Source organism: Arthrobacter sp. NA-172 (assembly GCF_043952055.1).
Taxonomy (GTDB): domain Bacteria; phylum Actinomycetota; class Actinomycetes; order Actinomycetales; family Micrococcaceae; genus Arthrobacter.
The window spans coordinates 901,601-923,625 of the sequence record NZ_JBINOT010000001.1 but is presented as its reverse complement, the minus strand read 5'-3'; the positions used below and the strand labels follow the sequence as shown (position 1 = coordinate 923,625).

Genomic DNA, 22,025 nt, shown 5'->3' with positions numbered 1-22,025 from the left:
GCGTGCAGCACCATAACGAAAGCGCAGCCTCACCGCTTGCGCCCGAATGGCTCGCCGTCCCCGAGGATGTGAACGCGCTGCACGCCCCGATGTGGGCTGCGGACGTCCGGAGGAACGACGACGCCGAGCTCGCCATCGACGGCATTCCCGTCAGCGAACTCAAGGCCCAGTTCGGCACCCCCTTGTTCGTCATGAGCGAGAGCGATTTCCGTGCGCGCGCACGCTCCTTCAAGGATGCCTTTGATGCAGCTTTCGAGGACATTTGCGGGGGAGTGGACGTCTACTACGCCGGAAAGTCCTTCTTGTGCACGGCCGTGGCCAGTTGGGTTGCCGAGGAAGGCCTGCGTCTGGACACCTGTTCCGGTGGCGAGCTCGCTGTTGCGGCCCGTGCCGGCATCGACGGAGCCAACCTGGGCCTTCACGGCAACAACAAGTCCGACGCCGAAATCAACCGGGCGCTGGACATGAAGCTCGGACGCATCGTGGTGGATAGCCTCGATGAGCTGGAGCGGGTAGCCAAGATCGCCTCCGGCCGAGGCGAAACTGTGAAAGTGATGCTGCGGCTGACCCCCGGCGTCCACGCCCACACCCACGAGTTCATTGCCACGGCCCACGAGGACCAGAAATTCGGTCTATCCATGGCCGAGGACTCCACCGAGGCAGCCGGCCTCTCTGCTGCGGAGGAAGCCGTGGCTGCGGCCACGTCCTACCCCAACGTCGATCTGCTGGGCCTGCACTGCCACATCGGTTCGCAAATCTTCGAACCGGACGGCTTCGCTGTGGCCGCCGAGAAACTGTTGGGATTCCTCGCCGCAATGCAGGACAAGTACTCCATCGTCCTGCCGGAACTGGACCTGGGTGGCGGCTACGGCATTGCCTACACGCCGGTGGACACCCCGCGTCCGCCAGCCGAGATCGCGGGGGCGATGGCCGCCGTCGTGCGTTCCAAATGCGCAGAGCTGGGAATTACTTCGCCGCGCATTTCGATCGAACCCGGCCGCGCAATCGTCGGCAGCAGCACATTCACCTTGTACGAGGTCGGGACGCTGAAAACAGTTCGCGTGGATGCGCCTGCAGGGGCAGCAGGGCAGGAAGCAGCAGGTCAGGAAAACGTTACGTTCCCGCGTCGCTATGTGTCGGTGGACGGCGGCATGAGCGATAACGCCCGTCCGGTGCTGTACGACGCGGATTATTCGGCAATTCTCGCCTCGCGGGCCTCAGACGCGGCTCCGCAACTGTCCCGAGTAGTGGGCAAACATTGCGAGAGCGGCGACATAGTTGTTAGAGATATATATCTGCCCGAAGACGTGGCAGCCGGTGATCTGCTCGCTGTACCGGGAACCGGCGCTTACTGCTGGGCCCTCTCAAGCAACTACAACTATCTGGCCAGGCCTGGCGTTGTCGCTGTGCGCAACGGATCCGCCCGGCTGATCGTCCGCGGGGAAACCGAAGAAGATCTTTTGAACCGCGACATGGGAGTGGCGAATGTCTGAAGTGCGAACCCTGAAGGTGGCCCTCCTGGGCTGCTGGCAACGTGGGAGCCCAGGTAGCGCGGATTCTCCTTGACGACGCCGACGCCCTTGCGGCCCGCACAGGCGCACGCTTGCAGCTGTCCGGCATCGCCGTGCGCAACGTTGATTCAGAGCGCGACGTCGAGCTGCCGCGCGAACTCTTTACTACTGACGCGGACACCCTGGTCAAGGACGCCGATCTGGTGATCGAGCTCATGGGCGGCATCGAGCCGGCCCGTTCGCTCATCCTGACCGCCATGCAGAACGGCGCTTGCGTTGTCACCGGCAACAAGGCGCTCCTCGCACAGGACGGCCCTACTCTCTACGAAGAGGCCGACAAGGCAGGCGTCCAGCTCTCGTATGAGGCCGCCGTCGCCGGAGCCATTCCGATCCTGCGCCCCATCCGCGACAGCCTTTCCGGCGACCGCATCACTCGGGTCCTCGGCATCGTCAACGGCACCACCAACTTCATCCTTGACCAGATGGACAGCACCGGTGCACAGTTCGCCGACGCCCTTGCCGAGGCCCAGCGCCTCGGCTACGCAGAAGCCGACCCGACTGCCGACGTCGAGGGCCATGACGCCGCGGCCAAGGCCGCCATCCTTGCTTCGCTGTCCTTCCACACGCGCTTTGCCCTCGACGACGTCTACTGCGAAGGCATCACAAAGGTCAGCGCAGCGGATATCGCAGCAGCGAAGGAAGCCGGCTTTGTCATCAAGCTGCTCGCCATCGCCGAGAAGATCGAGAGCGCGGAACCCGGCAACGGCGGAGGCATCTCGGTGCGCGTCCACCCCACGCTCTTGCCCCGCGAACACCCGCTTGCAGCCGTTCGCGGTGCGTTCAACGCAGTCTTCATCGAGGCGGAAAACGCTGGCGAGCTGATGTTTTACGGCCAGGGCGCCGGCGGAACCCCGACCGCGTCTGCCGTCCTGGGCGATCTCGTCTCTGCTGCCCGCCGTTTGGTTCTCGGCGGCCCCGGCCGAACCGAGACCACCACCGGCTACGTGCCCGCACTTCCGATCGATGCATCGAACACCAGCTACTACGTTGGTCTCGACGTCGCAGACCAGGCCGGCGTTCTGGCCCGGATCGCCCACATCTTCTCGGAGCACGGCGTGTCCATCGAAATCATGCGCCAGAAGATCCAGCGCGATGCCGCTTCGAAGGTTGAGTCGGCCGAGCTGAAGATCGTCACCCACCGTGCATCCGAAGCCGCACTCGCGGCAACCGTCGAGGCCATCAAGGGCCTGGACGTCGTCAATTCTGTGACATCCGTCCTGCGGGTAGAAGGGGTCTAAGTGGCTCACCAATGGCGCGGAGTAATCCGCGAATATGCCGATCGTTTGCCCGTAACTGAAGCCACGAAGGTCATTACCCTCGGCGAAGGCGGCACTCCGCTCGTCCACGCGCAGAAGCTTTCCGATCTCACCGGTTCCACCGTGTACCTGAAGGTGGAGGGCATGAACCCCACCGGCTCGTTCAAGGACCGCGGCATGACCATGGCCATGACGGCGGCTGTTGAGGCAGGTGCCAAGGCGGTGGTTTGTGCTTCCACCGGCAACACCTCAGCTTCTGCCGCTGCGTACGCCACGGCCGCGGGGCTCAAGTGTGCCGTGCTGGTTCCCGAAGGCAAGATTTCCATGGGCAAGCTCAGCCAGGCGATCGCGCACGGGGCCACCCTCCTGCAGGTGGACGGCAACTTCGACAACTGCCTGGACATTGCCCGCAAGCTCGGTGAGTCCTACCCGGTGTTCCTCGTGAACTCCGTCAACCCGGCGCGTATCCAGGGCCAGAAGACCGGTGCCTTCGAAATCGTCGACGCCCTCGGAGACGCCCCGGACATCCACGTCCTGCCGGTGGGCAACGCGGGCAACATCACCGCGTACTGGAAGGGCTACAAGGAGTATTCCGCGCCCTTCGAGTCCGCAACCGCCGGCACCCTCCCCGCCGTCTCCACCAAGACGCCCGCCATGTGGGGCTTCCAGGCAGCGGGGGCTGCACCCTTTGTGGCAGGCCACCCCATCACTGAACCGGACACCATCGCCACGGCCATCCGCATCGGCAACCCGGCGTCCTGGGACACTGCGATCGCAGCGCGCGATGAATCCGGCGGCTTCATCGAGGCCGTGACCGACGAGGAAATCCTCGACGCCCACCGCTGGCTCTCCGCTAAAGAAGGCGTCTTCGTGGAACCGGGCTCCGCAGCGGGCGTTGCCGGCCTCATTAAGAAGCACGCCGCAGGCGAGGTTCCCGTCGGCAAGACGATCGTCATCACGGTCACCGGGCACGGACTCAAGGACCCGCAGTGGGCCCTCCGCACCGAAGACGGCAGCGAGGTTCAGCCAGTCAAGGTATCGAACGACGTCGTGACGGTGGCAACTGAACTGGGACTGGAAGAAAACTAAGAGTGAAAACCACGCAGCCCACCGCGACCGGTCTCCAGCTTGTCGCGGCAGGCCAGCAGCTGACGGTCAGGGTACCCGGTACCAGCGCCAATCTGGGTCCCGGCTACGACAGCCTCGGCCTGGCATTGTCGATCTACGACACCTTGACGGTCGAAACACTCACCACCGGAGAGCTCGAATTCGAGCTCTCCGGTGAGGGGGCAGACACGCTCCCGCGCGATGCCAGCCACCTCGTTGTCCGTGCCATCACCACGGCCCTGGAGCGTCTTGGCTTCCGGCACAGCGGTCTGAGGATCGCCGCAAACAACGTCAATCCGCACGGCCGCGGACTCGGTTCCTCGGCTTCGGCCGTCGTCGCCGCCGTGATCGCAGCCAACGCTCTGGTACCCGAGTCGGCGCAGCGCGACCGCGAGTGGATCCTGCAGCTCACGAGCGAGATGGAAGGCCACCCGGACAACGTCGCACCGGCGATTTTCGGCGGACTGGCCTTGTCGTGGCAGGACAGCGAGCAGTACAGCAGCACTCGCGCGGAAGTACTCCCATCGGTCATCCCCATCGTTGCGGTGCCGGACTACGAATTGTCCACCGAGACCGCCCGTGGTCTGCTTCCTGCCTCCATCGGCCACCACGCGGCCGCCATGAATTCAGGGCGTGCAGCGCTCTTGATTCACGCGCTGACTGCGGAGCCCCGTTTCCTGCTTCCGGGAACCGAGGACTATCTGCACCAGAGCTACCGCGCCGAGGCAATGCGGCCCAGTGCAGCGTTGATTTCGGCACTGCGGTCTTCGGGCCATGCGGCCGTTGTTTCCGGTGCGGGACCCACCGTCACTGGCATTGGCAAACGGCACGGATGAAGCCGAAGCGATTACGGGATTGATTGCCTCTTTCATTGCGGACAACACACCGGACGTTGCTTGGCGCGTTATGACGCTGGCAGTGGACGTTGAAGGTGCTAGAGTGGACTTGCACCGGCGGTAATACCGCGGGCAGTTCCCTGACATTGGATCCCGGCTCAATGCCGTTCCCGTCTTCTACTGTGTCGAAGTCTGCCGGTGCCGTCTACTTATCGGCCTGTCGCACGTGCCACAGAACCCTTTCTGTCAACCGAACCGTCAGCCCGCGCCCCGCCCGCCGGAGCATCGAAGACGTATCAGTATCCGGCCCTGCTGAAACTAAACCGGCAAGACCGAAATCACGGCTGCAGATCTGAACTGCAGTCCAGAACAAATCATCGCGTCCAGCTCTAGGTCTGGACGCCGTCGAGGGGGAAGGATCCTTCGTGACAGAAACCACTGAGCTGGCTTCAGCTGTGGACACAACATCTTCTGCAGCTGAGTCGTCAACGGCCGCAACCGCTAAGAGCAGCGGCCTTGCAGGCCTCAAGCTCGCGCAGCTTCAGGCCTTGGCCAGTCAGCTGGGCATTTCGGGCGGATCCCGGATGCGCAAGGGGGACTTGGTTTCGGCTATTTCAGCCCACCGTGCCGGTGCATCAACCAGCAAGGCTCCTACCACGGCCAAGGCCGTGGCAGCAAAATCAGCGCCGTCCGTAGCTCCGGATGCGGGGACCGTTGCCTCGTCGGCAGCAGCGTCCACCGAAGCTTCCGCGCAGGAAGGCACCCGGGCACGTGGCCGTGGCCGTAGCCGGCGCGCGACCAGCGACGGCGTTATTGCAGCTCCCGCTGCGACGGAAACCCCGGAGGCTCCGGCCGCTGTAGAGGCTCCCGTTGCCGAGGCTTCCGCTGCTCCCGCTTCCGCTGCTCCCGCTTCCGCTGCTCCCGCTTCCGCTGCTCCCGCTTCCGAGGCCGGTAGCGAACGCCGCCAGCCGCGCACGCGGAATCGCCGTCGTGGTGAGGCCCCCGTTGCTTCCCCGGAAGCCGGCGAATCCAGCGACACCCGCGCCGCCGAGCAGAACCAGGCCGAGCAGCCTCAGGCTGAACAGCCCCGAGGTGAACAGCGTCAGGCAGAACCGCGTCAAGCAGAGCAGCGTCAAGGCGATCAGCGGCAGGCCGATCAGCAGCGTCAAGCACAGCCGCGCCAAGGTGAGCAGGCCTCCGTCGAGGCAGGCGAATCCGGCCAGCGCGAACGTCGCGACAACACCCGCACCCGCCGCGACGACAACAACGATGGCGACGACACAGGCAACCGCCGTAACCGGCGCAACCGTCGCGACCGCAACGATCGCCCGGGGACGCAGGACAACCGCGATAACCGTGACAACCGCGATGGAAACACGCGCAGCGACCGCTTCCGCGACCGCAACGAACGCCGCCGTGGCCGTGGCCAGGGGCCCGACGTCGACGACGTCGAGGTCACCGAGGACGACGTCCTGCTGCCGGTTGCCGGCATCCTAGACGTACTGGAGAACTACGCGTTCATCCGCACCTCGGGTTACCTGCCCGGCGCCAACGACGTATACGTGTCCCTCGCCCAGGTCAAGAAGTACAACCTGCGCAAGGGTGACGCCGTCGTCGGCGCAATCCGCGCCCCGCGCGACGGCGAGGACCGCAGCCAGCAGTCCGCGCGCCAGAAGTTCAACGCGCTCGTCCGCGTCACGTCGGTCAACGGCAAGACGCCGGAAGAGCTCAAGGACCGCGTCGAATTCGCGAAGCTCGTCCCGCTGTACCCGTCCGAGCGCTTGCGCCTCGAAACGGACCCCAAGAAGATCGGCCCGCGCGTCATCGACCTCGTGGCCCCGATCGGCAAGGGCCAGCGTGGCCTGATTGTCTCCCCGCCCAAGGCCGGCAAGACTCTCATCCTGCAGTCCATTGCCAACGCAATCACCACCAACAACCCTGAGGTCCACCTCATGATGGTGCTGGTTGACGAACGTCCCGAAGAAGTCACGGACATGCAGCGCACAGTCAAGGGTGAGGTCATTGCCTCCACCTTCGACCGTCCCGCCGATGACCACACCACCGTTGCCGAGCTTTCCATCGAACGCGCCAAGCGCCTCGTGGAGATGGGCATGGACGTGGTGGTCCTCCTGGACTCCATGACCCGCCTGGGCCGCGCTTACAACCTGGCAGCACCGGCCTCCGGCCGTATCCTGTCCGGTGGCGTCGACTCCGCTGCGCTCTACCCGCCGAAGCGTTTCTTCGGTGCTGCGCGCAACATCGAAAACGGTGGCTCGCTGACCATTCTGGCAACCGCCCTCGTGGAGACCGGTTCCAAGATGGACGAGGTCATCTTCGAGGAGTTCAAGGGCACCGGCAACATGGAGCTCCGCTTGTCCCGCCAGCTGGCGGACAAGCGCATCTTCCCGGCAGTGGACGTCAACGCCTCGGGTACCCGTCGCGAAGAGAACCTGCTCTCGGCTGAGGAAGTCAAGATCATGTGGAAGCTGCGCCGCGTCCTCTCCGGACTTGAGACCCAGCAGAGCCTTGAACTCCTGACCAACAAGATCCGGGAGACCGGGAGCAACGTCGAGTTCCTCATGCAGGTGCAGAAGACGACTCTTGGAGCCAAGTCGGATAACGACAAGTAGCTGTTTTAGGGGCGGGCGCTGGTTCGTTCGTGCGGTTGGTGCCGCGCGGATGTTCCGCCCCCGCCCCTTCGCTTTGCAACGCGGGGTCAGATACGGCCCATGTTGGCCCTTGGGATGGGCCGTAAGTGACCCCGCGTTGCAGTTATTAGACTTGTAGAAGTCGAAAGAGGTTTGAAATGTTTGAGTCCGTACAGGGATTGCTTGATGAGCATGCTGCTATTCAGGCGCAGTTGAGTGATCCTGCTGTTTATGCCGAGCAGTCGTTGGCTCGCAAGCTGGGGCGGCGTTCTGCTCAGTTGCAGGGCATCGTGGAGGCTTACAACCGCTGGCACGGACTCATGGACGATCTTGAAGCGGCCAAGGAAATGGCTGCGGAGGATGCCGATTTTGCTGCTGAGGTAGCTGACATCGAGGCGCAGCTCCCAGCCGCACAGGAGAAGTTGCGTCGGCTCTTGATTCCCCGCGATCCCGACGACGCCCGGAACGTCATCCTCGAGGTCAAGGGCGGCGAAGGCGGGGACGAGGCTGCCCTCTTCGCTGGCGACCTGCTCCGCATGTACATGCGCTACGCCGAGTCGCGCGGCTGGAAGACCGAACTCATTTCCGCCACGGAATCCGATCTTGGCGGCTACAAGGACGTCCAGATGGCCGTCAAGGGAAATTCGAACGATCCGGCCGAAGGTGTCTACGCCCGGTTGAAGTTCGAAGGCGGCGTGCACCGTGTCCAGCGCGTTCCCGTCACCGAGTCGCAGGGCCGTATCCACACGTCGGCAGCCGGTGTCCTGGTGCTCCCGGAAGTGGATGAGCCCGAGGAACTCGAAATCAACCAGAACGATCTCAAGATCGACGTCTACCGGTCTTCGGGTCCCGGCGGCCAGTCCGTCAATACCACCGACTCCGCAGTTCGCATCACCCACCTTCCCACAGGCATTGTGGTGGCCATGCAGAACGAAAAGTCCCAGCTGCAGAACCGCGAAGCCGGTATGCGCGTCCTGCGCGCCCGCATCCTCGCCCACCAGCAGCAACAGATTGACGCCGAAAACTCGGCCCAGCGCAAGTCGCAGATCCGCACCATGGACCGCTCGGAGCGCATCCGCACTTACAACTTCCCGGAAAACCGGATTGCCGACCACCGCACCGGTTACAAGGCGTACAACCTGGACCAGGTCATGAACGGCGATCTGGAACCGGTCATCCAATCGGCTATCGAGATGGATGAACAGTCGCGGCTGGATGCCCTCGGGGACTAGGAACGCGAGTAACAGCCTGCAGGGATCTCCATGACGCTCTATTCGGGCCAAAGCCTCGCTGACGCCGTTCGCGAGGCTACCGCCATCTTGTCCGACGCCGGAGTACCCACTCCGCGCGTGGACGCTGAACTGCTTGCGGAACACCTCCTGGGTGTTGGCCTCGGCCGCCTCCGGGCCATGCTGCTCGGCGATTCCGCTGCCCCTGAAGGGTACGCCGACCTGGTGGCCGAGCGCGCGCAGCGGGTTCCGCTGCAGCACATCACCGGCGTCGCGCACTTCCGCAACCTCACGCTTGCTGTGGGACCGGGCGTTTTCATTCCGCGGCCGGAAACGGAATCGGTGGTCCAACTGGTTATTGACCATTTGCGGGGCATGGCGCACTCCAAGGTTGTCGATCTTGGCACAGGCTCGGGTGCGATTGCCGGCTCGATCGCCCACGAAGTGCCAGGGGCCGAGGTCCACGCCGTCGAATTCAGTACTTTCGCCCATGCGTGGGCCACCAAGAACTTGAAGCCACTCGGCGTCAAGCTGGTGCAGGGCGACCTCCGCGATGCTTTACCGGAACACAACGGCACCTTCGACGTCGTCGTTTCCAATCCGCCCTATATCCCCGCAGCGGCGATACCGAACGAACCTGAAGTGGCCCTGCACGATCCACCCGAGGCCCTGTACGGCGGGGGAGCGGACGGGATGGAACTCCCGACGGCGGCCGCCGCGTCGGCTGCCCGGCTCCTGAAGCCCGGCGGCTACTTCGTGATGGAGCATGCTGAGGTTCAGGCACGGTGGATTGCCGACCATTTGAGGAGCGTTGGCGGCTGGACGCAGGTCACCACGCACGTCGATCTCAATGGCAAGGAACGTGCCACAAGTGCGGTGTTGGCCATCGCTGCCTCCGGGGAGTGAAAGAATAGCGCTGTGACCACTAGCTACAACTGCACGTCAGAGGAAAATCGCGCCGAAGGCCTGGAGCATGCCCAGCGCGCCATCAACGAGAAGAAGTGCATCGTCATGCCGACCGACACGGTCTACGGTATCGCCGCCGATGCGTTCTCGCCGCAGGCCGTGACTATGCTCCTCGTCTCCAAGGGCCGAGGCCGCCACATGCCGCCGCCGGTGTTGATCCCGCGGCAAAATGCCATGGACGGGCTCGCAACCGAGGTATCGGAGGAAGCCCGCAAACTTGCGGATGCCTTTTGGCCCGGTGGCCTGACCCTGATCTTCCACGCCCAGCCGTCCCTTGACTGGGATCTGGGCGAGACTCGCGGAACCGTGGCCCTGCGCATGCCCGACGACGAAATCGCCCTTGAGTTGCTCCGCCGCACCGGACCGCTCGCGGTGTCGTCGGCCAACCGCACTGGCCAAGCTGCCGCACAGACGGCCGCTGAGGCACGGACCCAGCTCGCTGAATCAGTGGAGGTCTACCTCGAGGGCGGGTTCCGGCCCGTCGAAGGAACCGAATCTCTCCCATCCACCATCGTCGACGCCACCACCGTGCCGCTCCGCGTTGTCCGGGATGGCGCAATTTCCCTCGAACGCCTCCGCGAGGTTGTTCCGGGTGTGCTGGGCTTCGGAGAAACTGCGCCTGAAGCGGCAGCCGAGCCAGCACCTGAGCCCGCAGTCGAGCCAACAGCCGAGCCGACAGCGGAGCCCGCAGCTGCGCCCGCACCCGAGCCAACAGCGGAGCCGACAGCTGCGCCCGCAGCGGAGCCCGCAGCCGAGCCGACAGCCGGCGAGACTGAAGCTCCCGGCGAGTCCGTCGAGGGCGAAGCTTCGCTTCCCAGCAAAACCGCTGTTCCCGGCGAGATAAGGGCCGAATCGAGCCTGGTCCGGGATCGTGTTCCCCTTCTGGACGTAGACGTCACCGCCCTGTGCGCCGACGAACTCATCGAGGCCATGAGCGGATTCGTTTCGGACGGCTCCACCAAGGTGGTTCTGGGACACAACCTTCACAGTGTCACGCTGTTTCACTCCAGCCCCGACTTTCGGCTTCTCTACGAACGCGGCGACGTGGTCCTGATGGATGGTGCGCCTGTTGCCATGCTCTGGGGACTTGGCCGCCGGGGAGGCCCGCGAAGCGACGGCCCGGGGCTGATGGAACACCGCTTGGGCTCGACGGACTGGGTGCCGGCGTTGGGCGGTGTCCGGGGTCTGCACCGGATCGCCGTCGTCGGAGCGGGTCCCGAGGCGAACGCCAGGACGGTCGAACGGCTCCGCGGAATCGTGCCGGGGGCCGAGGTCGCCGGGCGCTCAGGCGAAAATTGGGACAGCGCAAGCGAGGAGGCGGCGGTTGCGTGGCTGACGGAATTCCGTCCCCAGTTGGTGCTTCTCGGTCTCGGCATGCCCCTGCAGGAATCAGTCCTCCACCGCCGTCTGGACGAGCTTCCGCCAGCGATCTACTGCACTGTAGGCGGGGCGATCGAACAGTTGGCGGGCCTCCAGAAGCTCGCCCCGCGCTGGCTCGGCCGGCTCGGGCTGGAGTGGGCCTGGCGGCTCGTGCTTCACCCGGGACGCGTCGCGTATCGGGTGTTCGGAGAGCCGTGGGTGCTTCTCGGCCTGCTGGTCCGCCGTCGGCTGGCTAAGACCGCAAACTGAGCCAAAGACGGGCCTAGGTGGACTGTCAGAACTTCTGGTCCTCCAACGGACCGAAGCCCTTATTGCGCAAACCGGCGGAAAACGCGCGGAACCACTCCGCGAGTCCGCGGAAGTCACCGCGTTGGAGGAAATAGCCCAGGTAGCCTCCGACGTCGGCCACCATGGACTTGCCGCGGCGATAGCGGCGGATCAAATAGCCGCGATTGCGGTAGTAGAAGTAGCGTTTGAACGCCGAATCCGGCACGATCACGTGCCAGCGGGCGCCGAAGACGTGCTTCGTCTCGGTGAACGCATGCGGGTGGGTGATCCACGCCGTCGCGACCGTACCGAAACGTACTCCTGCTTTCCTGAGGCGGATCATGAAATCTACTTCATCGCCCCGGATAAAGAGCCGGATGTCCGGCACGCCTACTTTGAAGAAGACACTTGAACGGATGAGCGCGCCGTTGAAGAAGTGCCCGACGTCGGGCAGGAACCCCGCCTTCTCGACTTCCGCCCGGTCGTGGGTCACTTTGCCGTCTATCCGGAAGAAGAAGGAGAGCTTGTCCGGATGGCCGGGTGCCACCACGAGCGGGACCACGGCATCCAACCCGCGGGCTTCCGCTTCGCGAATCAGGGTTTGGAGACATTCGGGATCGCCCGGTTCGGCGTCATCGTCCATGATCCAGACCCATTCAGCGCCGCTGGCCACAGCCTTGAGGATCGCAAGGGCGAAGCCTCCCGCTCCGCCCAGATTGGCCTCGGAGCGAACGTAGTCTACGTTTGAATGGCTCGATGCAAGCTCCCGCGAAGGGGTTGTACCGCTGTCCACGAGGCAGATCGTGTCCACCGCTACGGACTGCTTGTTGACGGCGTCGAGCAGGACTGCAAGCTCTGCGCGGCGGTCAAAGGTTACGGCCGCAACGGCAACGGAGACAGTCATGTAGGGTTCCTTCCGGGCAGTCGCGGGGGAGTGTCCTCCCGGCTCGCCCTAGGGGCGCGTGAAACGGAGCAAAGCCGCCGTAGCCGCTAGTATCTTGACAGAGTCCAACTGTAGTACAGCAATATTCGGCGGTGCGCAGAGGTGTTGCAGGTCTTGTGCCGGCAGCTAATCGCCAGGGACGAAAATCCACCACCACCGCCTACAGGAGCCGCCACGTGATCATGTATTCGCTCATGATGCTCACGGCTGCCGTCGTGTCCTATCTTGCGACCTGGGGAGCGCGCCGGATGGGGAAAAAACTTCGGTTGTTTGCCCCCATCCGCAGCCGGGACATGCACTCAGTGCCCATTTCCAGGCTGGCGGCCTGGGACTCTTCGCAGGCTTTGCCGTGGCCCTCTTCGTGGCGAGTAATTCGTTCTTCGTGAAGGACATCTTCCATGGGAACGGTGCGCCATGGGGGATCCTGGCCGGCGCGCTCGTGATCGTGGCAGTGGGGGTTGCCGACGATCTCATGGACATCCGCTGGTGGGTCAAACTCATCGGTCAGTGCACTGCCGGCCTGATCGTCGCGATCTGGGGCGTGCAGATGTCGGTCATTCCGTTTGTTCCGGAGCCCATCCGGATTGATTCGGAACCGCTGCGGATCGTCCTGACTGCCCTCCTCATCGTGACCACCATGAACGCCGTCAATTTCATCGATGGGCTTGATGGCCTAGCAGCAGGCGTCGCTGCCATTGGCGGCGTTGCGTTCTTCCTGACCGCGTACTGGGTCCACCGCAATGCCGTTCTCACTGACCGTTCTGACCTGGCCGCGCTCCTGATGGCCATCATCGTAGGCAGCTGCATCGGATTCCTGCCGCACAACTGGTTCCCTGCCAAGATCTTCATGGGTGACTCCGGCGCCATGCTTTTGGGCCTCGTCATGGCCTCGGCCGCCGTGGTGTCCACCGGTCAGATCAGTTCAGGACTCTACGACCGCGCGAGTGGTATTCCAACGATCGTCCCCATCCTGCTGCCGTTCGCGATTCTCTCCCTACCGTTGCTCGACCTCGGCCTGGCCGTCTTGCGGCGTACGGCACGTGGGCAATCGCCGTGGTCCGCTGATCGCGGGCATCTGCACCACAAGCTCATCGAGCTCGGACACACGCACCGGACGGCGGTACTCATGATGTATGTCTGGACCTGCATCTTGGCCTTCGGCGGCTTGGCATTCGCCATTTTCCCGTGGCAGATGGTCCTCACCGCGGACATCGTTGCAGCGTTCATCATGGCCGTCGTGACAGCCTGGCCGTATTTTGTCCGGAGAGGGCGTCGTCCCGTAGACGGCGTATGACGGGGGCGTTAACATCACAGTTCTATCTCGTGTAGAATTTTAGGGCGGACAGTCACTCGCCCGCGCACCCACCCTTTTTTGAGAACTTGGCATCATTGCCACGACGATTGGCATCCCCATGACTTCCAACGCCGGCGGACAACAGTCCGACTCGAGCGGCGTTGCTGGCTCCCGGGCCCCCTCCTCGCTGTGGCTCCGGCTTCTGTTTCTCAGTTCGACGGCGGCCGTGCTGGCTCTTGCGGCAACCTCCGTTGTCGCCGCCCTGATGAACGGCGGCGTAGGCGTTCTTTCTGCCGCTTTCGGCGGCGTGCTGGTAATGGCGTTCTTTGCCATCAGCTTGCTGATCGGCCATTTTGTCGGCCGGGACAACCCTTCCGGAGCCGTCGGCCTCTTTGTTGCCAGCTATTTCGTCAAGGTGGTCGGCTTCGCCGTGGTGCTGTTTGTTCTCGGCGCACCTGCTTGGCTGCACGGACGCTGGTTCGTGATCGGCGCCGTCGTCGCCGTCGTCTCCTGGCAGGCGGCAGAAATCTACGGCTTCAGCAAGGCCCGGCTCCAGATCTACAACGACCCCACCGCGGGTAAAGGGGGCGATGATGTCCATTCGTAAGAACAAGGGACACTCGGCCATTTCCAAATCCGCGAAACCCGGCGATTCCGTCGGGGCTGCCACTGACGGAAACGACGGCGGATACAACGCCGGCATCGCCGTCTTCAGCTACATTATTGGCGGAATCCTAGTCTGGAGTTTGATAGGCTGGGGTCTGGATAATCTGTGGGGGACTCGCTGGATTGTGCTCCTTGGCGCTCTGCTTGGAGCTGCAGGAGGGTTCTATCTTTCCCATATGCACGGCCTCACTAGTCAGCGCTCGTCATCCAGTGAGAGCACAGCAGACAGTGGTCCGTCCCAGTGAACGGGAACAGTAATGCCAAATAATTTCACACGGGAAATGGCTGCAAGTAACGCGGCCGGATCCTCAACAACGCCCAATGATGGACACTGCAGAGAGGAAACGCGTTGATCGCGCTTGCGCTCCCGGCCCAGGATTCAGGGACCTTCACTCCTCCCGGAATCGACCAAATGCACCTGCCGGCTATTCTGCCGTGGGGTGCGAGCGATGGTTTCTCCAAGCAAATGCTTCTGGTGATCCTGTCCGTGGTCCTTATCGCTACATTCTTTATTCGCGCTGCACGGAAGCAGCAGCTGGTTCCCGGCAAGCTGCAGTTCGCAGGCGAGATGGCCTATGGCTTCGTCCGCAACAGCATCGCCAAGGACATCATCGGCGGCCGGGACTTCATGAAGTACGTGCCGCTCCTGTTCTCCCTGTTCTTCTTTATCCTGGTGAACAACATCTACGGCGCCATTCCCGTCATCCAGCTTCCGAGCTTCTCCCACGTCGGCGGAGCCTATGTGCTGGCAGTCGTCGTGTACATCACCTGGATCGGCATCGGCATCAAGAAGAACGGCTTGAAGTACTTCAAGCTCGCCACCGTTCCGAGCGGTATTCCGTGGCCCATTCTGATTATCGTCGTTCCGATCGAAATCATCTCGAATTTCCTGGTACGTCCGGTCACCCACAGCCTTCGTCTCTTTGCCACCATGATGGCAGGACACCTCATTGTGATGATCGCCGGCTCGGGCATTGAATTCCTTGTCATGCAGGAGAACGTCCTGCTCAAGGGTGCTTCGGCGTTGGTCCTTGCAGGTGCCATCGCCATGTACATGCTGGAGGCGCTGATCATGGTGCTTCAGGCTTACGTCTTCACCCTGCTGACTGCGATTTACATCGAAGGCGCACTCCACGCCGACAGCCACTAGGCAATCCCTTAATCTTCCCCCTCGGGGGTTGAAGCAAACCAAACAACCTGCCGCGAGTGCGGCATCTTGAAAGGAAAACAATGAACGGCGATATCAACGGCTCCCTTAACCTCATTGGCTACGGTCTCTCCGCAATCGGCGGTGGTATCGGTGTGGGTCTCGTATTTGCTGCTTACATCAACGGTGTTGCACGTCAGCCGGAAGCCCAGCGCGTGCTCCAGCCGATCGCGTTCCTTGGTCTGGCTCTGACGGAAGCCCTCGCCATCCTCGGCCTGGTCTTCGCTTTCGTTCTCAAGTAAACCGCTAAGAACCAAGCGAACATTCAGAACCGAGTAGATAAGGACGGGTGAAATATGAATCAGCAGATCATCTCAGCCGCCGCTCAAGGCGCCGCCGAGTCGGCTAATCCGCTCGTTCCCAACCTCTGGGAAATGGGCGTCGTCCTCGCAGGCTTCGCGGTCCTCTATTACATCGTGGTCAAGTTTGTTGTCCCGATGTTCGAGAAGACTTTTGCCGAGCGGGCAGAGGCGATTGAGGGCGGCATTGCCAAGGCTGAAAAGGCTCAGGCTGAAGCTTCTGCAGCTCTCGAAGAGTACAAGCAGCAGCTCCACGACGCCCGCGCCGAGGCCAACCGCATCCGCGAAGAAGCTCGTGCCGAAGGTGCTCAGATCCTTGCGGACCTGAAGACCAAGGCAGCAGCCGAGTCGGCACGGATCACCGAGCAGGCACACGTCCAGATCGAATCAGAGCGTCAGGCAGCTGTTGTCTCCCTGCGTTCCGAGGTGGGCACGTTGGCCACGACCCTGGCTGAGCGCATCGTTGGCGAATCGCTCAGCGATGACGAGCGTGCAGCCCGCGTAGTGGACCGTTTCCTGGCAGATCTGGAGACCCAGAGCGCAGGTGCAGCTAAGTAATGGCAGGTGTATCGAGCGAATCGCTGACCAAAGCGCTGGAGCAGTTGGAAGCCATGCTTCCCACGGCCTCGCTGCAGTTGGCTAAGGACCTCTTCGGAATCCTGGGAACGGTGGACAGCTCGGCTGGCTTGCGCCGCGCCCTGACTGACCCCTCCCGCAGCGGAGAGGAAAAGTCGGCGCTGGTCAAGCAGCTGGTTGGCGGGAAAGTCTCCGCTGATGCTGCGGAAATCGCGAGTGGATTGGCCAGCTTACGCTGGGCATCCGCGCGTGATATCGGCGATGCACTCGAGACTCTTGCCGCCACGGTGGTCATTGCCGTGGCTGAAAACAAGTCGGCCGTTTCTGCCTCCGGAATCACGGGGCTGGAAGAGCTGGAAAACGATCTGTTTGCTTTCAATCAGGCCGTTGCTTCCAGCCACGAGGTACAACGTGCCCTGGGAGAGTCGCAGGCACATGCTGCGGCTAAGATCACCCTGGCCGAGAGGCTCGTTCCTGGCGCAAGCGAGGAGGCCAAGCTTCTCATCGGCCAGGCTGTGTCGCAGCCGCGCGGCATCAAGCCGAGCAAGCTCATCGACAACTTCGCCAAGCTTGCAGCCAAGCGCCAGCAGCGCTGGATCGCAACTGTCCGCGTTACCCGTCCGCTGACGGAAGCGCAGGCCAGCCGTCTGCAGGCCGGGCTTGATGCCCTCTATGGCCGCGAGCTGAAGGTCAACGTCAGCGTTGATCCGACGCTGATCGGTGGAATCCGGGTCCAGATTGGGGACGAAGTGCTTGATGCATCCGTCGTCGCCCGACTGTCCGAGCTCCGCCGGCAACTCGCTGGCTAGCCAGACAAGCACAACTTAACTGATACAAAAACCGGTCATCGTGAGCAACGATGATCACGAAACAGGAGAGCAGGGACTGCAGATGGCCGAATTGACCATCAACGCCGACGACGTCCGTAATGCGTTGAACGAGTTCGCGGCGTCCTACGAACCCGGAAACGCAGAGCGCGTAGAGGTCGGCCGCGTGACCGCCGCAAGTGACGGCATCGCCCGTGTTGAGGGTCTTCCCTCGGTCATGGCGAACGAGTTGCTTCGCTTCGAAGACGGCACCCTGGGCTTGGCCCAGAACCTTGACGTCCGCGAAATCGGCGTCATTATCCTCGGAGACTTCACCGGTATCGAAGAAGGCCAGGAAGTTCACCGCACTGGTGAAATCCTGTCCGTCCCGGTAGGCGACGCCTTCCTGGGCCGCGTGGTTGACCCCCTGGGTCAGCCGATCGATGACCTCGGCGAGATCAAGGCCGAGACCACCCGTGCACTGGAACTCCAGGCTCCGGGCGTGACCCAGCGCAAGTCGGTTCACGAGCCCATGCAGACCGGTCTCAAGGCTATCGACGCCATGATTCCGATCGGCCGTGGCCAGCGTCAGCTGATCATCGGTGACCGCCAGACGGGCAAGACCGCCATCGCCGTGGACACCATCATCAACCAGAAGGCCAACTGGGCTTCGGGCGATGTCACCAAGCAGGTTCGCTGCGTTTACGTCGGCGTCGGCCAGAAGGCTTCCACCATTGCCGCTGTCCGCCAGACCTTGGAAGACCACGGCGCGCTGGAATACACCACTATCGTGGCTTCCCCGGCTTCGGACCCGGCCGGCTTCAAGTACCTGGCTCCGTACGCAGGCTCGGCTATCGGCCAGCACTGGATGTACGGCGGCAAGCACGTACTGGTGATCTTCGATGACCTGTCGAAGCAGGCCGAAGCCTACCGCGCAGTCTCCCTGTTGCTCCGCCGCCCGCCGGGACGCGAAGCATACCCGGGTGACGTTTTCTACTTGCACTCCCGCCTGCTGGAGCGTTGTGCCAAGCTCTCCGACGAGCTGGGCGCGGGCTCGATGACCGGTCTCCCGATCGTCGAAACCAAGGCAAACGACGTCTCGGCCTACATCCCGACCAACGTCATCTCCATCACCGATGGCCAGATCTTCCTGCAGTCCGACCTCTTCAACGCCAACCAGCGCCCCGCTGTTGACGTTGGTGTGTCCGTGTCCCGCGTTGGTGGCGCTGCACAGGTCAAGTCCATGAAGAAGGTCTCCGGTACTTTGAAGCTGGACCTGGCACAGTACCGCGACATGCAGGCGTTTGCGATGTTCGCATCCGACCTCGACGCCGCGTCACGCCAGCAGCTGACCCGTGGCGCCCGCCTGATGGAACTGCTCAAGCAGGGCCAGTACTCGCCGTTCCCGGTCGAGGACCAGGTTGTTTCCATCTGGGCCGGTACAAAGGGCTACTTGGATGATGTCCCGGTTGAGGATATTAGCCGTTTCGAGTCCGAGTTCCTGGAGCACCTCAAGCACTCGTCTTCGATCCTGACCACGCTGGCACAGACCAACGTCCTGGACGACGACACCGCTGAAGCGCTGAAGTCCTCGATCATCGACTTCAAGAAGGGTTTCTTCGGCGAAGGCGACAGCCACTTGGTTGGTGCCGGCCACGAAGAGCACCAAGCGATCGCCGGTGGCGCAGTCGACCAGGAAAAGATCGTCAAGCAGAAGCGCTAGAGCATTGGTTCCCGGGCCCGCGTACCAACGCAGGCCCGGGGCCTTCGCCAAAGCCTTAGCCGCTGATCCATCGGGATCTTAGGAAAGGAAATGTATGGGAGCCCAGATTCGGGTCTACCGCCAGAAGATCAGCTCGACGACGTCGATGCGCAAGATCTTCAAGGCGATGGAACTGATCGCTACCTCGCGCATCGGTAAGGCCCGCGCCCGCGTTGCTGCTTCACTGCCTTACGCAAACGCGATTACCCGTGCTGTTTCTGCTGTCGCAAGCCAGAGCGAAATCGATCACCCGCTGGTCACCGAGCCGGAGCAGATCCGCCGTGCCGCTGTCCTCGTCATCACCTCGGATCGTGGCCTTGCTGGTTCTTACTCCGCGAGCGTGCTCAAGCAGGCCGAAGGACTCAACGAGCTCCTCCGTGCAGAGGGCAAGGAAGTCAAGACCTATCTGCTTGGCCGCAAGGCCCAGGCATACTTCGACTTCCGTGGCCGTTCGTACGCACGGGTTTGGACCGGCGGAACTGACGCACCGGAATTCGGGACTGCCAGGGAAATCGGTACTGCTCTTCTCGAAGAGTTCGCCAACGACTTCGCTGAGGGTGGAGTGGATGAGATCCATGTCGTCTACACCCGCTTCAAGTCGATGGTGACGCAGGAACCCACGGTTGTTCGCCTGTTGCCGCTCGAAGTTGAAGAGCAGGCAGTCAGCGAGTCCGACCTTCTGCCGTTGTACGAATTCGAACCGGAATCGGAGCAGGTGCTTGACGCCCTGTTGCCGCGTTACATCGAGTCCCGCATCTTCGCAGCGATGCTGCAGGCAGCAGCTTCCGAGCTCGCCGCCCGCCAGCGGGCCATGAAGTCGGCCGGCGACAACGCGACCGACCTGATCAAGAAGTACACGCGTCTGCGCAACACGGCCCGCCAGGCCGAGATCACGCAGGAGCTTTCCGAAATCGTTGCCGGCGCCGACGCTCTGAGCGCGTAATCGCCGGTGCACGGTTCGGCGCAAGCTGCACCTGCACCAAATAGCTAAACTTAACCCCACGCCATCTACTGAGTGAAGTGAGAGAGATGACTGCCACCGCTACCGAGCACGTAGCCGCAACGGCCGGCGCCACCGGCCGCATTGCCCGCGTCATCGGCCCGGTTGTCGACGTCGAATTCCCGGCTGACGCAATCCCGTCGATCTACAACGCACTCACCACCGAGGTAACCCTCAACGGTGAGACCAAGACCATCACGTTCGAGACCTCCCAGCACTTGGGAGACAACCTCGTCCGCGCCATTTCCCTGCAGGCCACCGACGGACTCGTCCGCGGCACCTCCGTGCAGGACTCCGGCGCCCCGATCTCCGTGCCTGTGGGCGACGGCGTCAAGGGCCACATCTTCAACGTTCTCGGCAAGCCGCTGGACGTTGACGAGTCCGAGATCAAGGCTGACGCCTACTGGCCGATCCACCGCAAGGCTCCGGCTTTCGCGTCCCTCGAGGGCTCCACGGAGATGCTCGAGACCGGTATCAAGGTCATCGACCTTCTCACCCCGTACATCAAGGGTGGAAAGATCGGTCTGTTCGGTGGTGCCGGTGTTGGCAAGACCGTTCTGATCCAGGAAATGATCACCCGTGTTGCCCGCAACTTCGGTGGTACTTCCGTATTCGCCGGTGTTGGCGAGCGTACCCGTGAAGGCAACGACCTCTGGGTTGAAATGGAAGAGGCCGGCGTCCTCAAGGACACCGCCCTTGTGTTCGGCCAGATGGACGAACCGCCGGGAACGCGACTGCGCGTGGCACTCTCTGCGCTGACCATGGCGGAGTACTTCCGCGATGTGCAGAACCAGGACGTGTTGCTCTTCATCGACAACATCTTCCGCTTCACGCAGGCCGGTTCCGAGGTCTCCACGCTGCTCGGCCGCATGCCGTCCGCAGTTGGTTACCAGCCGAACCTCGCCGACGAGATGGGCCTCCTCCAGGAGCGCATCACCTCGACCAAGGGTCACTCGATCACGTCGATGCAGGCCATTTACGTGCCCGCTGATGACTACACCGACCCGGCTCCGGCAACGACCTTCGCACACCTCGACGCGACCACGGAACTTTCCCGTGAAATCGCATCCCGTGGTCTGTACCCGGCCGTTGACCCGCTGACGTCGACGTCCCGCATCATGGATCCCCAGTACATCGGCAAGGACCACTACAACACGGCTGTCCGTGTGAAGCAGATCCTGCAGAAGAACAAGGAACTCCAGGACATCATCGCCATCCTCGGTGTTGACGAACTGTCCGAAGAAGACAAGATCGTCGTGTCGCGTGCACGTCGCATCCAGCAGTTCCTGTCCCAGAACACCTACACCGCCAAGCAGTTCACCGGCGTCGAGGGTTCCACCGTGTCCATCAAGGACACCGTGGAAGGCTTCACGGCGATCTGCGACGGCGAGCTGGACCACATCGCAGAGCAGGCGTTCTTCAACGTCGGTGGCCTGGATGACGTCGAGCGCCAGTGGGCCAAGATCCAGGAACAGACCAAGTAGTATGGCTGAGCTCGAGGTTGAGATTGTCGCAGCGGACCACTTTGTGTGGTCCGGTGCGGCCAAGATGGTCAAGGCCCGCACCAGCGATGGTGAAATCGGGATCCTGCCCGGCCACTCACCGCTCCTCGCCATTCTGGCCGCGGGAGAGCTGGCCATCGAGCCGGTAACCGGAGACCGCCTGGCAGTCGTTGTGGACGGTGGGTTCTTCTCCGTCGACAACAACCGCGTGGTGATCGTCGCTGACAACGCCCAGCTGGGCGAAGCAGCTACTGCAGGGATCCGATAGCAAGACCTTGATGGACGATTCTGCTATTCCGTTCATCGCCTTGGCAACGGCGTTTGCGTTGCTGATTTTTATACTGTGCCTCGTCGGGGTGCGCCGCTTTAATCTGCGGCGCGCCCTCGGCACGGTCGACGCCTCCATTTGCACGGCTGGAAACAGCTGGCGGATGGGGGTTTGTCGTTATCAGGACTCGGAACTCGAATGGTTCCGCCTGCTCTCCCTCAGCTTCCGTCCGAGGCACAGCTTCCGCCGGAGCTCTTTGGAGCTCCTGGGCCGACGGAAGCCCACCGAGGAAGAACGGACAAGCCTTCAGCCCGACGTCGTGGTTGTGGAGCTCCTGCATGAAGGTCAGTCGTTCATGCTGGCGATGAGATTTGACGCCTACGCCGGGTTGTCTTCCTGGCTTGAAGCCGGCCCCGTGGTGGGCGTTGGCACCTGGCGCTGA

The 22,025-nt window shown here is 62.7% G+C and carries 18 protein-coding genes and 4 pseudogenes; 21 read left to right on the top strand and 1 reads right to left on the bottom strand.

Annotated elements, in window-relative coordinates; all coding sequences use genetic code 11:
- Window positions 1-2: 2 nt before the first annotated feature.
- The 9 genes and pseudogenes from lysA to ACF0H6_RS04610 all read left to right on the top strand — a co-directional run bounded on the left by lysA (window position 3) and on the right by ACF0H6_RS04610 (window position 11,242).
- The gene (lysA, locus tag ACF0H6_RS04650) at window positions 3-1,493 is read left to right on the top strand and encodes a diaminopimelate decarboxylase (protein ID WP_395248634.1); all 1,491 of its coding nucleotides are present in this window, start codon (window positions 3-5) and stop codon (window positions 1,491-1,493) included.
- Window positions 1,486-2,809 (top strand): annotated as a pseudogene (locus ACF0H6_RS04645) (homoserine dehydrogenase). Before lysA ends, ACF0H6_RS04645 begins: the two are co-directional and overlap by 8 nt.
- Entirely contained in the window at window positions 2,810-3,916 is a 1,107-nt protein-coding gene (gene thrC / locus ACF0H6_RS04640; RefSeq protein ID WP_395248633.1) for a threonine synthase, read from the top strand.
- Between the two features lie 2 nt (window positions 3,917-3,918).
- Window positions 3,919-4,894, top strand: a pseudogene (thrB, locus tag ACF0H6_RS04635) (homoserine kinase).
- A gap of 301 nt (window positions 4,895-5,195) precedes the next feature.
- A complete protein-coding gene (gene rho / locus ACF0H6_RS04630) occupies window positions 5,196-7,400 on the top strand; it encodes a transcription termination factor Rho (RefSeq protein WP_395248632.1) in 2,205 nt (734 codons plus the stop codon).
- A 176-nt stretch (window positions 7,401-7,576) separates the two neighbouring features.
- Window positions 7,577-8,650, top strand: coding sequence for a peptide chain release factor 1 (prfA, locus tag ACF0H6_RS04625; RefSeq protein WP_395248631.1), 1,074 nt, complete (start codon window positions 7,577-7,579; stop codon window positions 8,648-8,650).
- A 30-nt stretch (window positions 8,651-8,680) separates the two neighbouring features.
- Window positions 8,681-9,553, top strand: coding sequence for a peptide chain release factor N(5)-glutamine methyltransferase (gene prmC / locus ACF0H6_RS04620; RefSeq protein WP_395248630.1), 873 nt, complete (start codon window positions 8,681-8,683; stop codon window positions 9,551-9,553).
- Between the two features lie 12 nt (window positions 9,554-9,565).
- Window positions 9,566-10,234: pseudogene (locus ACF0H6_RS04615) on the top strand (L-threonylcarbamoyladenylate synthase); the annotation flags it as partial.
- A 219-nt stretch (window positions 10,235-10,453) separates the two neighbouring features.
- A complete protein-coding gene (locus ACF0H6_RS04610) occupies window positions 10,454-11,242 on the top strand; it encodes a WecB/TagA/CpsF family glycosyltransferase (RefSeq protein ID WP_395249880.1) in 789 nt (262 codons plus the stop codon).
- A 25-nt stretch (window positions 11,243-11,267) separates the two neighbouring features.
- On the opposite strand, the gene ACF0H6_RS04605 is transcribed toward ACF0H6_RS04610, so the two are convergent.
- Window positions 11,268-12,164, bottom strand: a complete 897-nt coding sequence (locus ACF0H6_RS04605) for a glycosyltransferase (RefSeq protein WP_395248629.1) — start codon at window positions 12,162-12,164, stop codon at window positions 11,268-11,270.
- Between the two features lie 388 nt (window positions 12,165-12,552).
- On the opposite strand from ACF0H6_RS04605, the gene ACF0H6_RS04600 reads away from it, so the two are divergent.
- From ACF0H6_RS04600 to ACF0H6_RS04545, 12 genes and pseudogenes are all read left to right on the top strand, one after another.
- Window positions 12,553-13,497 carry an MraY family glycosyltransferase gene (locus ACF0H6_RS04600; RefSeq protein WP_395248628.1) on the top strand — a complete coding sequence of 315 codons (945 nt, stop codon included), beginning with the start codon at window positions 12,553-12,555 and terminating at the stop codon, window positions 13,495-13,497.
- Between the two features lie 118 nt (window positions 13,498-13,615).
- Window positions 13,616-14,104 carry a hypothetical protein gene (locus ACF0H6_RS04595; RefSeq protein ID WP_395248627.1) on the top strand — a complete coding sequence of 163 codons (489 nt, stop codon included), beginning with the start codon at window positions 13,616-13,618 and terminating at the stop codon, window positions 14,102-14,104.
- Window positions 14,091-14,431: pseudogene (locus ACF0H6_RS04590) on the top strand (hypothetical protein). The gene ACF0H6_RS04595 and the pseudogene ACF0H6_RS04590 overlap by 14 nt, the downstream one beginning before the upstream one ends.
- An 81-nt stretch (window positions 14,432-14,512) precedes the next feature.
- The gene (gene atpB, locus ACF0H6_RS04585; protein ID WP_395248626.1) at window positions 14,513-15,313 is read left to right on the top strand and encodes a F0F1 ATP synthase subunit A; all 801 of its coding nucleotides are present in this window, start codon (window positions 14,513-14,515) and stop codon (window positions 15,311-15,313) included.
- A gap of 80 nt (window positions 15,314-15,393) precedes the next feature.
- A complete protein-coding gene (gene atpE / locus ACF0H6_RS04580) occupies window positions 15,394-15,612 on the top strand; it encodes an ATP synthase F0 subunit C (protein WP_028264751.1) in 219 nt (72 codons plus the stop codon).
- A 54-nt stretch (window positions 15,613-15,666) separates the two neighbouring features.
- The gene (locus ACF0H6_RS04575) at window positions 15,667-16,227 is read left to right on the top strand and encodes a F0F1 ATP synthase subunit B (RefSeq protein WP_395248625.1); all 561 of its coding nucleotides are present in this window, start codon (window positions 15,667-15,669) and stop codon (window positions 16,225-16,227) included.
- A complete protein-coding gene (locus ACF0H6_RS04570) occupies window positions 16,227-17,054 on the top strand; it encodes a F0F1 ATP synthase subunit delta (RefSeq protein ID WP_395248624.1) in 828 nt (275 codons plus the stop codon). Before ACF0H6_RS04575 ends, ACF0H6_RS04570 begins: the two co-directional genes overlap by 1 nt.
- An 82-nt stretch (window positions 17,055-17,136) precedes the next feature.
- The gene (gene atpA / locus ACF0H6_RS04565; RefSeq protein ID WP_395249879.1) at window positions 17,137-18,774 is read left to right on the top strand and encodes a F0F1 ATP synthase subunit alpha; all 1,638 of its coding nucleotides are present in this window, start codon (window positions 17,137-17,139) and stop codon (window positions 18,772-18,774) included.
- A 94-nt stretch (window positions 18,775-18,868) separates the two neighbouring features.
- Complete coding sequence (locus tag ACF0H6_RS04560; protein ID WP_395248623.1) at window positions 18,869-19,756, top strand: F0F1 ATP synthase subunit gamma; 888 nt, start codon at window positions 18,869-18,871, stop codon at window positions 19,754-19,756.
- Window positions 19,757-19,842: 86 nt separating this feature from the next.
- On the top strand, window positions 19,843-21,297 hold the full coding sequence (gene atpD / locus ACF0H6_RS04555; RefSeq protein ID WP_395248622.1) for a F0F1 ATP synthase subunit beta: 1,455 nt from the start codon (window positions 19,843-19,845) through the stop codon (window positions 21,295-21,297).
- 1 nt (window position 21,298) lies between these two features.
- Complete coding sequence (locus ACF0H6_RS04550; protein ID WP_395248621.1) at window positions 21,299-21,583, top strand: F0F1 ATP synthase subunit epsilon; 285 nt, start codon at window positions 21,299-21,301, stop codon at window positions 21,581-21,583.
- A gap of 10 nt (window positions 21,584-21,593) precedes the next feature.
- Complete coding sequence (locus ACF0H6_RS04545; protein WP_395248620.1) at window positions 21,594-22,025, top strand: DUF2550 domain-containing protein; 432 nt, start codon at window positions 21,594-21,596, stop codon at window positions 22,023-22,025.

Coding starts and splice junctions, on each gene's coding strand:
- prfA (WP_395248631.1), top strand. CDS start 7,577: ATGTTTGAGTCCGTACAGGGATTGCTTGATGAGCATGCTGCTATTCAG.
- prmC (WP_395248630.1), top strand. CDS start 8,681: ATGACGCTCTATTCGGGCCAAAGCCTCGCTGACGCCGTTCGCGAGGCT.
- ACF0H6_RS04605 (WP_395248629.1), bottom strand. CDS start 12,164: ATGACTGTCTCCGTTGCCGTTGCGGCCGTAACCTTTGACCGCCGCGCA.
- ACF0H6_RS04595 (WP_395248627.1), top strand. CDS start 13,616: ATGACTTCCAACGCCGGCGGACAACAGTCCGACTCGAGCGGCGTTGCT.
- atpE (WP_028264751.1), top strand. CDS start 15,394: ATGAACGGCGATATCAACGGCTCCCTTAACCTCATTGGCTACGGTCTC.
- ACF0H6_RS04575 (WP_395248625.1), top strand. CDS start 15,667: ATGAATCAGCAGATCATCTCAGCCGCCGCTCAAGGCGCCGCCGAGTCG.
- ACF0H6_RS04570 (WP_395248624.1), top strand. CDS start 16,227: ATGGCAGGTGTATCGAGCGAATCGCTGACCAAAGCGCTGGAGCAGTTG.
- atpA (WP_395249879.1), top strand. CDS start 17,137: ATGGCCGAATTGACCATCAACGCCGACGACGTCCGTAATGCGTTGAAC.
- ACF0H6_RS04560 (WP_395248623.1), top strand. CDS start 18,869: ATGGGAGCCCAGATTCGGGTCTACCGCCAGAAGATCAGCTCGACGACG.
- atpD (WP_395248622.1), top strand. CDS start 19,843: ATGACTGCCACCGCTACCGAGCACGTAGCCGCAACGGCCGGCGCCACC.
- ACF0H6_RS04550 (WP_395248621.1), top strand. CDS start 21,299: ATGGCTGAGCTCGAGGTTGAGATTGTCGCAGCGGACCACTTTGTGTGG.
- ACF0H6_RS04545 (WP_395248620.1), top strand. CDS start 21,594: ATGGACGATTCTGCTATTCCGTTCATCGCCTTGGCAACGGCGTTTGCG.